Source organism: Streptomyces sp. NPDC058289, from assembly GCF_042880975.1.
Taxonomy (GTDB): Bacteria; Actinomycetota; Actinomycetes; order Streptomycetales; family Streptomycetaceae; genus Streptomyces; species Streptomyces stoeckheimensis.
The window spans coordinates 1-10,982 of sequence record NZ_JBHVYI010000157.1; the positions used below are offsets into that span (position 1 = coordinate 1).

Sequence of the window (10,982 nt, forward strand, 5' to 3'; positions counted from 1 at the left end):
GCGGAGCCCCCCGGCCGAAGGGCCGGGGGGCTCCGCCATGAACTGCGGGTGCGGGTCAGTCTTCGGGCGCGGGCGCCGGCGCTGCCACGGGCGCGGTCGCGGCGAGAGCCGTGACCAGGGCGTCCGTCACCTGTTCGATCTGCCACGGGCGGGCTCCGTAGCCCGCCAGGGCCTCGGCCACCGCGTCGGCCTCCAGCCGCAGCGGCGGCTCCCAGCACAGTCGGCGGACCGTGTCGGGAGTGATCAGGTTCTCCTGCGGCAGGTTCAGCCCCTCCGCCAGTGCGGACACGGCCGTACGGGCCGCAGCCAGCCGCGCCGCGGCCTCCGGGTCCTTGTCCGCCCAGGAGCGCGGCGGCGGCGGACCCGCCGGGGTCGCCCCCGGCAGCGGCAGCTCGGCCTCGGGCAGGGCCTTCGCCCGGTCCACGGCGGCCATCCACTGGTCGAGCTGGCGCCGGCCCATGCGCTGCCCGTAGCCGGGCAGGGCGGAGAGGGCCTGCACGTTCAGCGGCATGGCGAGCGCGGCCTCGACGATCGCGGCGTCGCCCAGGACCTTGCCCGGTGACACGTCACGTCGCTGCGCGATCCGGTCCCGGGACTCCCACAGCTCCCGGACCACGGCCATCTGCCGGCGCCGGCGCACCTTGTGCATGCCGGACGTACGGCGCCACGGGTCCTTGCGCGGCGGCGCGGGCGGTGCGGCGCAGATGGCGTCGAACTCCTGGCGGGCCCATTCCAGCTTGCCCTGCCGGTCCAGCTCCTTCTCCAGCGCGTCCCTCAGGTCCACGAGCAGCTCCACGTCGAGCGCGGCGTAGCGCAGCCACGGCTCGGGGAGCGGACGGGTCGACCAGTCGACGGCGGAGTGGCCCTTCTCCAGCACGTAGCCGAGGACCCCCTCGACCATCGCGCCGAGTCCGACCCGCGGGAAGCCGGCCAGTCGGCCGGCCAGCTCGGTGTCGAAGAGGGAGGTGGGCGCCATGCCTATTTCGCGCAGGCAGGGCAGGTCCTGGGTGGCGGCGTGCAGGATCCACTCGGTGCCGGACAGGGCCTCGCCCAGGGAGGAGAGGTCGGGGCAGCCCACCGGGTCGATCAGTGCGGAGCCCGCACCCTCGCGGCGTAGCTGTACGAGGTAGGCGCGCTGCCCGTAGCGGTAGCCGGAGGCGCGCTCGGCGTCCACGGCGACGGGTCCGGTGCCCGCGGCGAAGGCCGCGACCACCTCGGCGAGCGCGGCCGCGTCGGCGACCACCGGAGGGATGCCCTCACGGGGTTCTAGCAAGGGAATCGGCAGCCCGTCGGACGAAACCTTGTCGTCCGGGGGGCCGCCCCCGGTGGTGGTGCGCAGGCCTGCTGCGGTTTCTTGGGCGTCGGTCACCGGTCAAGGGTATCCGTGGATGCAACGCGCCCGTCGCCGGAACGTTCCGGCGACGGGCGCGAGGGGGAAGTGCGGACGTTTCCGCGGGTTCGCCGGGAGTTCTCCCGGGGTCCTCCGACGGATATCGGCCGGGTCAGTGGATGATCCCGGTCCGCAGGGCGACGGCGACCATCCCGGCCCGGTCGCCGGTGCCCAGCTTGCGGGCGATCCGTGCGAGGTGGGACTTGACGGTCAGGGCGGACAGGCCCATCGAAACGCCGATGGCCTTGTTGGACTGGCCCTCCGCGACGAGGCGCAGGACCTCGACCTCGCGGCCGGAGAGCTCTCGGTAGCCGCCCGGGTGGCTCGGGGCACCCGGGGGGCGGCGGTGCATACGGGCCGCGGCAGCGCCGATGGGGGCGGCGCCGGGCCGGGACGGGAGCCCGATGTTGGTCCGGGTGCCGGTGACGACGTAGCCCTTCACTCCGCCCGCGAGGGCGTTGCGTACGGCGCCGATGTCGTCGGCGGCGGACAGGGCCAGGCCGTTCGGCCAACCGGCGGCGCGGGTCTCGGACAGCAGGGTGAGACCGGAACCGTCGGGCAGGTGTACGTCGGCCACGCAGATGTCGCGCGGGCTGCCGATGCGTGGACGGGCCTCCGCGATGGACGAAGCCTCGATCACGTCGCGAACTCCGAGGGCCCACAAATGGCGGGTCACGGTGGAACGCACGCGCGGGTCGGCCACGACGACCATGGCCGTCGGCTTGTTCGGGCGGTAGGCGACCAGGCTTGCGGGCTGCTCGAGAAGAACGGACACCTAGGCCTCCTGGGGGGGAGTGGCGGGACGGCCGGCTCGGGGAAGGAAGCCGGTGCGAACCGTGCGGATGGTCTATGACTCCTTCGGCACGTCACCCGCCCGGCTTTAGGGAATGATCACGATTTGGTGAGTAACAATTCGGGCAATTCGGACGCACGATCGATCATAGGGTGATCAGAAGCCCGCAACGGGCGCCCTGTAACGACATCCGGCCCCGGCAATCCGACCCGGCACCGGGCGCGGTCGGCGCGCCGGTACGGGCCGTGGCCTCGCAGTGTTACCCCTGAGGGTGATGCGGACCGCGCCGCTGGGGCAGCGAGACCACGCCGGTCACCGTCTCGGTCGGTCCGACCGGCGGCAGCCCCGCGATCTGGCACAGCAGTTCGCACCATGCCGACAGGTGTGCGGCGGTGTCCGGCACCCCGCCCACTCCCTCGCGCGGCGTCCACGAGGCCCTGATCTCGATCTGCGTCGCCGGACGCCGCTCTCCGAGCCCGCCGAAGTAGTGCGAAGCGGCCATGGTGACGGTCCCGCTCGCCTCCCCGTACGTCAGCCCGCGCGCGTCCAGCGCCCCCGTCAGCCAGGACCAGCACACCTCGGGGAGGAGCGGATCCACGGCCATCTCCGGCTCCAGTTCCGCCCGTACGAGCGTCACCAGCCGGAAGGTGCCCTGCCAGGCGTCGTGCCCGGCCGGGTCGTGCAGGAGGATGAGCCGGCCGTCGGCCAGGTCCTCGTCACCGTCCACGACCGCAGCCTCCAGCGCGTACGCGTGGGGTGCCAGTCTCTGTGGCGGTTTGGTGGGGTCGATCTCGATCCCCTGCCGCAGCCTCGCCTTCTTCAAGCCGTCGACCGCCCGCCGGAACGGGAGTGGGACGGAGCTGTCCTTCGCGCTGTCCGTACCGTCAGCGCCATCTGAAAATCGTCCCTGAGCCGCAGCCATGCGGGGAAGACTAGGCGGAACGAGCGCCCGTACGGCGCAGGGACACCCGCGCCGGGCCGGGCACTTCTTCATACGTGCGAAGATTTGAGTCGTGAGCGCCAACACCCGCCCCACGGGCACGCCGAGCCAGACGTACGATTCCGCCTTCCTGAAGGCGTGCCGGCGCGAGCCGGTACCGCACACCCCCGTGTGGTTCATGCGACAGGCGGGGCGCTCGCTCCCCGAGTACCGCAAGGTGCGCGAGGGCACGCAGATGCTGGAATCCTGCATGCGGCCCGACCTGGTCACCGAGATCACCCTGCAGCCGGTCCGGCGCCACAACGTGGACGCGGCCATCTTCTTCTCCGACATCGTGGTCCCGCTGAAGGCCATCGGCATCGACCTGGACATCAAGCCGGGCATCGGCCCGGTCGTCGCCCAGCCGATCCGCCGCCGCGAGGACCTCGCACAGCTGCGCGACCTCACCCCGGAGGACGTCTCGTACGTCACCGAGGCGATCGGCATGCTCACGGGTGAACTCGGCTCCACGCCGTTGATCGGCTTCGCCGGTGCGCCTTTCACCCTCGCGAGCTACCTGGTCGAGGGCGGCCCGTCCAAGAACCACGAGCACACCAAGGCCCTCATGTACGGGGACCCGGAGCTCTGGGCCGACCTGCTGGACCGCCTCGCCGAGATCACCTCCTCCTTCCTGAAGGTGCAGATCGAGGCCGGCGCCTCCGCGATCCAGCTCTTCGACTCCTGGGTCGGTGCGCTCGCCCCGGCGGACTACCGCCGCTCCGTGATGCCCGCCTCCGCGAAGGTCCTGGAGTCCGTCGCCTCGTACGGCGTCCCGCGCATCCACTTCGGCGTGGGCACGGGCGAGCTGCTCGGCCTCATGGGCGAGGCCGGCGCGGACGTCATGGGCGTCGACTACCGGGTCTCCCTGAACGAAGCCGTCAAGCGGGTCGGCCCCGGCAAGGCGCTCCAGGGCAACCTGGACCCGGCGGTCCTCTTCTCCACTCCCGAGGCGGTGGAGACCAAGACCCGCGAGGTCCTGGACGCCGCGGCGGACCTGGAGGGCCACATCTTCAACCTGGGCCACGGCGTCCTCCCGACGACGAACCCGGACGCCCTGACCCGCCTGGTGGACTACGTCCACACGCAGACGCAGAGCTAGTCCCTGAGGGGTGCCGCTGTTCCGGCTGAGGCTGGATTGCCCGCAGGGCAATTCCAGCCTCAGCCGGCGTTCGAGGCGCGGGGTCTGCGGCGGAGCCCCAGGAAACGGTGGAAGGGCGGGTAGGGGACGACCCCGCAGGGCTCAGACCCCGGCCGCCCGCACCGCGGACACCGCCCTGCGGGCCGCCACCAGGACGGGGTCCCACACCGGGGAGAACGGGGGCGCGTAGCCCAGGTCCAGGGACACCACCTGTTCCACCGTCATACCGGCCGTCAAGGCCACCGCGGCGATGTCCACCCGCTTCGCGGAGCCCGCGCCACCGACGATCTGGACGCCCAGCAGGCGGCCCGTGCGCCGTTCCGCCAGCATCTTGACCGTCATCTCCGCCGCCTCCGGGTAGTAGCCCGCCGTGTTCGTCGAGCTGATCGTCGCCGTGACGAAGCGGAGGCCGACGGACAGGGCGTCCCGCTCGCGCAGGCCCGTACGGGCGATCTCCAGGTCGCAGACCTTGCTCACGGCCGTGCCGACCACGCCCGGGAAGGTCGCGTAGCCGCCGCCGACGCCCGAGCCGATGACCTGGCCGTGCTTGTTCGCGTGCGTGCCCAGCGGGATGTGCCGCATCCGGCCCGCCACCAGGTCCAGGACCTCCACGCAGTCGCCGCCCGACCAGATGTTCTCGTGGCCGCGGACCCGCATGGAGAGGTCGGTCAGCAGGCCGCCCGACTCGCCCAGCGGGAGGCCCGCCGCGCGGGCGAGGGCCGTGCGCGGCTCCACGCCGATGCCCAGGACGACCACGTCCGCCGGGTACTCCTCCCCGGCCGCCGTGGTCACCGCGCGGGCCCGGCCCTCCCCGTCCGTGAGGATCTCCGTCACCTCGGCGCGGGCGACCGTACGGATCCCCATGCGGTTCATCGCGCTGTGCACCAGACCGCCCATGTCCGGGTCCAGCGTGGACATCGGCTGCTCGCCCCGGTGCAGCACGGTGACCTCGAAGCCCCGGCCGAGCAGGGCCTCCGCCATCTCCACGCCGATGTACCCGGCGCCCACGACCACCGCCCGGCGGCCCGCCGTCCGTTCCAGATCCGCCATCAGCCGCTGCCCGTCGTCCAGCGTCTGCACCCCGTGCACCCCGTGCGCGCCGATGCCGGGCAGCCGGGGGCGGACCGGGCGGGCGCCGGTGGCGAGGACGAGCTTGTCGTACGCCGTCCAGTACTCGGCGCCCGATTCCAGATCCCGGGCGCGCACCCGCTGCCCCGCGAGGTCCAGCTCCACGACCTCGGTCCGCGTCCGCAGGTCGATGTCTCGTGCGCGGTGCTCCTCGGGCGTCCGGGCGATCAGCTCGTCCCGGCCGCCGACCAGGCCGCCGATCCAGTACGGGATCCCGCACGCCGAGTACGAGGTGAAGTGCCCGCGCTCGAAGGCGGTGATCTCCAGCTCCGCCGGGCCCTTGAGCCGCCGGGCCTGTGACGCGGCGGACATCCCCGCCGCGTCACCCCCCACCACCACCAGCCGTTCCGTGCCGTTCCCCATGTGCCCGTACCGTCCTTCCCCGCCGCTCGTGCCTGCGGGCCCCACGCTACGGGCGCACGGGTGTTCAGTCCCGGACCTGTGGCGGCGCCGCGTCCGGGTGCGCCGGATCCGCCGGAGCGGCGGCCGTGTGCCCCGGCCACTTCGGCCCGCCCTGCGCGGGAAGGCGCCGTGCCGCGCCGGGCTTGTCCTTCGCCGGCCGCCACTTGCGGTACTGCCGGAAGGCGAGCAGCAGGAACGCGCCGCTGAGCAGGAACGGCGAGGCCGCGGCGAGCGCCATCAGCAGATAGAGGACCACGGAGGCGAAGGCCTTCCAGCCGCCGGCCAGGGCGTCGGAGAAGCCCGGATCCGGCTTCTCCTTCTCCTTGACGGGCAGCTTCCCCGGCTCCGAGAACGTCAGCGTGATCGTGCCGAGCGAGGTCTGGTCCTTGAGCGCCGTCTGCTGCGCGAGCAGCGACTCCAGATCGGCCTGACGCTTGCTGAGTTCGGCCTCCAGCGTGACCACCTCGGTCAGCCCCGAGGCCTTCTCCATCATCTCGCGCACCCGCACCACGCTCGCCTGCTGGGACTTGACCCGGCTGTCGACGTCCGCGACCTTCTGCGTCACATCCTGCGCCTCGACCTTGCGCGCGAGCAGCTTCCCGGCGCCCTCCATCGCGGCCAGCACCGCGTCGAAGCGCTCGCCCGGCACCCGCAGGGTCACCGTCGAGGTCATCGACCCGTCGGGCGCGCGCGTGGTGCCCTCGTTGCCCACGTACCCGCCCGCGTTCTCCGCCGCCGTCCGGGCACCGGCCGTCGCCTTCTGGACGTCCGCCGTCTCCACGCCCAGCGTCGCCGTCCGGATGATCTGCGTGCGGACGGCGGGGACCTGAGCCTGGCCCTTGTCGGCGCCCGGGGCCGGAGCGCCCGACGCGGCCGGGGCCACAGCGGCCGCCCCGCCCTGCCCGGCGGCCTCCCGTCCCTTCGAATCCGCCGCGACCGCAGTCTTGTCCGAGGCACCGTCGGAGGCGGAGCAGCCCGTGAGGACGAGCGCCCCCGTCAGGGACAGCGCCGCCAGAGCCGTCGCCGAACGCCGTCCGTACCGGCCGTAACGTCTGTGCTGGGTGTGCATCGTTGGGTCCCCCTGGTAAGTGTCGGAATCGCTGGATGCGGATCTGTCCGTGCCTCGACGTTCTGACGTACGGGGCCTCGCCCCGGGTTTCGTACGCACGGTCCCGAGGTGATGCCGAAGCGGTCACGGTCAGGCCTCGGCGATCGCCCGATGAGCGGTCTGAGACGATGTGTCCATGCACGAAGCGGACACCCGTACGGACCGGCCGGCCCACGCCGGCCACGTCGTCGTCATCGGCGGCGGTATCGCGGGCCTCGCGGCAGCCCACCGGCTGCTCGCCGAGGGCCTTCGCGTCACCCTCCTGGAGGCCGGCCCGCGCCTCGGCGGCAAGCTGCGTTCGGGCGAACTCGCCGGCCTGCGCGTGGACCTCGGCGCCGAGTCCGTACTCGCCCGCCGCCCCGAAGCGCTCGAACTGGCCCGCGCCGTGGGCCTGGGCGAGGCCCTGCAGCCGCCCGCCACGGCCACCGCCCGCCTCTGGACCCGCGGCGTGCTGCGCCCCCTGCCGGGCGGTCACGTCATGGGCGTACCCGGCGACCTGGGCACGCTCGCCGCATCCGGGGTGCTCTCCGCCGAGGGGCTGGCCAGGGCCGGGGCCGAAGACACCCTGGATCCGGAGGAGGTCGGCGAGGACGTGGCCCTCGGCGAGTACGTCGCCGCCCGCCTGGGCCACGAGGTCGTCGACCGGCTCGTGGAACCGCTGCTCGGCGGGGTCTACGCCGGCAACGCCTACCGCATCTCGATGCGGGCCGCCGTCCCGCAGCTCTTCGACGCCGCCCGCACCCACGCCTCCCTGGGCGAGGGCGTACGGGAACTGCAGGCCCGGGCGGCCCGGGCGGGACAGACCGGCCCCGTGTTCTCCGGCATCGACGGCGGCATCGGCAGGCTCCCGCTCGCCGTCGCCGAAGCCTGCCGGGCGGCCGGAGCCCGGATCCTCCTCGACGCCCCCGCGCGCGAACTGACCCGTACCGCCACCGGCTGGCGCGTGGTCGCCGACGGTGCAGCCGGCGCCGAGACCATCGAGGCCGACGCGGTGGTCCTGGCCGTCCAGGCCGGACCCGCCGCCCGTCTGCTCGACCGGATCGCGCCCTTTGCCGCCTCCGAGCTGCGCGGGGTCGAGTACGCCTCCATGGCCCTGGTCACGATGGCCCTGCGCCGCTCCGACCTGCCGGCCGGGATCGCCGACGGAGGCGCGAGCGGGTTCCTCGTACCGCCCGTGGACGGCCGGACGATCAAGGCCTCGACCTTCTCCAGCAACAAGTGGGCCTGGGCCGGGACCGATCCCGACCTCTTCCTGCTGCGCACCTCCGTCGGCCGCCACGGCGACGAGGGCGACCTGAAGCGCTCCGACGAAGAACTCGTCGAGGTCTCCCTCGCCGACCTCGGCCAGGCCGTGGGCCTCGCGCCCACCGTCCGCCCGGTGGCCTCCACCGTCACCCGCTGGGACGGCGGCCTGCCCCAGTACCCCGTCGGCCACCTCGACCGGGTGGCCCGGATCCGCTCCGCCGTCGCGGCCCTGCCGGGCCTCGCGGTGTGCGGAGCGCTGTACGACGGCGTCGGCATCCCGGCCTGCATCGCGAGCGCGGGCAAGGCTGCCGACGTGGTGATCGCCACGTTGGGGGCCGCTGGGGCACCCCTGGCACCGACCACTGATCAGCACACGGGACAATAGACACATGACTGCACCAGAGAAGATTCCCAACGCGGGGAAGAAGGCGAAGGACCTCAACGAGGTCATCCGCTACACCCTGTGGTCCGTCTTCAAGCTGAAGGACGTGCTCCCCGAGAACCGCGTCGGCTTCGCCGACGAGGTCCAGGAGCTGTTCGACCAGCTGGCCGCCAAGGACATCACCGTCCGCGGCACCTATGACGTCTCCGGCCTGCGCGCCGACGCGGACATCATGATCTGGTGGCACGCGGAGACCTCCGACGAGCTGCAGACCGCCTACAACCTGTTCCGCCGCACCAAGCTGGGCCGCGCGCTGGAGCCGGTCTGGTCGAACATGGCCCTGCACCGCCCGGCCGAGTTCAACAAGTCCCACATCCCGGCCTTCCTGGCCGACGAGACGCCGCGCGACTACGTCAGCGTCTATCCCTTCGTGCGCAGCTACGACTGGTACCTGCTGCCCGACGAGGACCGCCGCCGCATGCTCAAGGACCACGGCATGATGGCCCGCGGCTACCCCGACGTGCGCGCCAACACCGTCGCCTCCTTCTCGCTCGGCGACTACGAATGGCTGCTGGCCTTCGAGGCCGACGAGCTGTACCGCATCGTCGACCTCATGCGTCACCTGCGCGCCTCCGAGGCCCGCATGCACGTCCGCGAAGAGGTGCCCTTCTACACCGGGCGCCGCAAGTCCGTCGCCGATCTGGTGGCCGGACTCGCCTAGAGACCTCCCCTGGGGGGAAGGACCGGAGGACCGCTGACCGGCGTCCTCCGGGGATCGGGAGGCCCTGCCCCCGAATCGACGCAGCCGGAGATCCCGCCCGGAAGTTCAGACGACTGGCGGCAGCAGTGCCCTGGGGTGCCCCCGGGCGATCGCTGCCCGGTCGTCCAGCGACACCGGTGCGGGCTCCGGATGCGGCGCACACGTGACACGCCGCCCCGAGGTGTCACCCGTCAGCAAGTACCGCTCCACGTGAGCGTCCACGCAGTCATTGCGTCCGCCGACCACTCCGTGGGTGCCGGCCCCCTGCTCCGTCACCAGCCCGGCCCGCGGCCCGAGCCGCCGCTGGAGCTCCAGCGCGCCCCCGTACGGGGTGGCGCCGTCCCGTTCGGCCGCGACGATCAGCGTGCGGGGGAGCGGGGCGTCCGGCCGTAGCCCCACGTCCACCGGCCGCTGCCGTTCGCGCACCGGCCAGAAGGCGCAGGGCAGGTTCAGGAAGGCGTTGGTCCAGGTCTCGAAGGGGGCCGTACGGGCCAGTTCGGTGTTGTCGCGGTCCCAGGTCTCCCAGTCGGCGGGCCACGGGGCGTCGTTGCACAGGGTCGCCGTGTAGACGGCGGTCGCGTTCTCGCCCTCGACGGCCGCCGCCGGGTCCGGCGCGGCGAGCGCGACGAGCGGGCGCGGATCACCGCGCAGGAACGCCGCCAGGGCCGCCGCGCGGCCCGGCCAGACCTCGTCGTAGTACGCGGCCCGCAAGTAGGCGGAGTGCAGCTGCCCGGTGCCGACCACCCCGCCCGCCGGTTCGCGCGCGAGCGCGGCCCGCACCCGGTCGTAACTCGCCTGCACCGCTTCGGGGGTGGAGCCGAGCCCGTACGCGGCGTGGTGCCGGGCCGCCCAGGCACGGAAGTCGGCCCAGCGGCGCTCGAAGCCGGGGGCCTGGGCGAGGTTGTTGCGGTACCAGACCTTGTGCGGATCGGGGTCGACGGCCGAGTCGAAGACCATCCGGCGGACGTGGCCGGGGTAGAGGGTGGCGTAGACCGAGCCGAGGTACGTGCCGTACGAGGCCCCCATGAAGGTCAGCCCGCTCTCGCCGAGCGCGGCGCGCAGCACGTGCAGGTCGCGGACGTTGTTCAGGGTCGTGTACGAGCCGAGGGTCGCCCCGGCCCGCTCCGCGCAGCCGCGGGCGTAGGCCCGCGCGGCGGCGATCCGCGCCTCCTTGGCGGCGGCGTCCGGCCGCGCGCCGGCGGCCTCGGCCGGGGCCTGGGCGTACTGCGCCGGGTCCTGGCAGGACAGCGGGTGCCCCGAGCGGCCCACCCCGCGCGGGGCGTAGCCGACGAGGTCGTAGGCGGCCCCGATGCGGCGCCACTCGGGCAGGTCGGCGACGAGCGGGAAGAACAGGCCGTTCCCGCCCGGGCCGCCGGGGTTGTACACGAGCGCGCCCTGCCGCGGGGCCCCGTCCGCGCCGGAGGCGGCGACCCGGCTGACGAGGATATCGGTCTGCTCGCCGAAGGGCCGGGCGTAGTCGACCGGAACCCGGAGCGTGCCGCACCGCACGTCCGGCCCGAGCCCCTCGGCAACGGGGCACGGCCCGAACTCCAGTCCGTCGCGGGCACCCTGACGGTCCGGTGCCGGATCCCTCCCCGGGCCCGGGCGCCCCCCCCGCGCGGCGGCGGCCGCGGCCCGCCGGGCCGCGAGTTCGGCC

At 73.5% G+C, this 10,982-nt stretch carries 9 protein-coding genes; 3 read left to right on the forward strand and 6 right to left on the reverse strand.

The features are described 5' to 3' along the window. Window positions 1-55: 55 nt before the first annotated feature. From ACFVX6_RS39495 to ACFVX6_RS39505, 3 genes are all read right to left on the reverse strand, one after another. Window positions 56-1,369 (reverse strand): HRDC domain-containing protein, encoded by a 1,314-nt coding sequence (locus ACFVX6_RS39495; protein WP_389699421.1) that lies wholly within the window; start codon window positions 1,367-1,369, stop codon window positions 56-58. Window positions 1,370-1,502: 133 nt separating this feature from the next. Then, window positions 1,503-2,165, reverse strand: coding sequence for a response regulator transcription factor (locus ACFVX6_RS39500; RefSeq protein ID WP_214956508.1), 663 nt, complete (start codon window positions 2,163-2,165; stop codon window positions 1,503-1,505). Between the two features lie 277 nt (window positions 2,166-2,442). After that, window positions 2,443-3,105 carry a DUF3000 domain-containing protein gene (locus ACFVX6_RS39505; RefSeq protein WP_243331447.1) on the reverse strand — a complete coding sequence of 221 codons (663 nt, stop codon included), beginning with the start codon at window positions 3,103-3,105 and terminating at the stop codon, window positions 2,443-2,445. Between the two features lie 91 nt (window positions 3,106-3,196). Here ACFVX6_RS39505 and hemE point away from each other — a divergent pair, with 91 nt between their 5' ends. Further along, window positions 3,197-4,261 carry a uroporphyrinogen decarboxylase gene (hemE, locus tag ACFVX6_RS39510; protein WP_389699422.1) on the forward strand — a complete coding sequence of 355 codons (1,065 nt, stop codon included), beginning with the start codon at window positions 3,197-3,199 and terminating at the stop codon, window positions 4,259-4,261. Window positions 4,262-4,402: 141 nt separating this feature from the next. On the opposite strand, the gene ACFVX6_RS39515 is transcribed toward hemE, so the two are convergent. Beyond that, entirely contained in the window at window positions 4,403-5,791 is a 1,389-nt protein-coding gene (locus ACFVX6_RS39515; RefSeq protein WP_389699423.1) for an FAD-dependent oxidoreductase, read from the reverse strand. A gap of 64 nt (window positions 5,792-5,855) precedes the next feature. After that, the gene (locus ACFVX6_RS39520; RefSeq protein WP_389699424.1) at window positions 5,856-6,899 is read right to left on the reverse strand and encodes a DUF4349 domain-containing protein; all 1,044 of its coding nucleotides are present in this window, start codon (window positions 6,897-6,899) and stop codon (window positions 5,856-5,858) included. Between the two features lie 175 nt (window positions 6,900-7,074). Here ACFVX6_RS39520 and hemG point away from each other — a divergent pair, with 175 nt between their 5' ends. Both hemG and hemQ read left to right on the forward strand, forming a co-directional pair. Further along, window positions 7,075-8,568 carry a protoporphyrinogen oxidase gene (gene hemG / locus ACFVX6_RS39525; protein WP_389699425.1) on the forward strand — a complete coding sequence of 498 codons (1,494 nt, stop codon included), beginning with the start codon at window positions 7,075-7,077 and terminating at the stop codon, window positions 8,566-8,568. Between the two features lie 4 nt (window positions 8,569-8,572). Continuing rightward, window positions 8,573-9,286 carry a hydrogen peroxide-dependent heme synthase gene (gene hemQ / locus ACFVX6_RS39530; RefSeq protein WP_274550050.1) on the forward strand — a complete coding sequence of 238 codons (714 nt, stop codon included), beginning with the start codon at window positions 8,573-8,575 and terminating at the stop codon, window positions 9,284-9,286. 105 nt (window positions 9,287-9,391) lie between these two features. On the opposite strand, the gene ACFVX6_RS39535 is transcribed toward hemQ, so the two are convergent. After that, on the reverse strand, window positions 9,392-10,982 hold a 1,591-nt coding region (locus ACFVX6_RS39535; RefSeq protein WP_389699426.1), incomplete at its 5' end, for an alpha/beta hydrolase.

Coding starts and splice junctions, on each gene's coding strand:
- ACFVX6_RS39505 (WP_243331447.1), bottom strand. CDS start 3,105: ATGGCTGCGGCTCAGGGACGATTTTCAGATGGCGCTGACGGTACGGAC.
- ACFVX6_RS39515 (WP_389699423.1), bottom strand. CDS start 5,791: ATGGGGAACGGCACGGAACGGCTGGTGGTGGTGGGGGGTGACGCGGCG.
- ACFVX6_RS39520 (WP_389699424.1), bottom strand. CDS start 6,899: ATGCACACCCAGCACAGACGTTACGGCCGGTACGGACGGCGTTCGGCG.
- hemG (WP_389699425.1), top strand. CDS start 7,075: ATGCACGAAGCGGACACCCGTACGGACCGGCCGGCCCACGCCGGCCAC.
- hemQ (WP_274550050.1), top strand. CDS start 8,573: ATGACTGCACCAGAGAAGATTCCCAACGCGGGGAAGAAGGCGAAGGAC.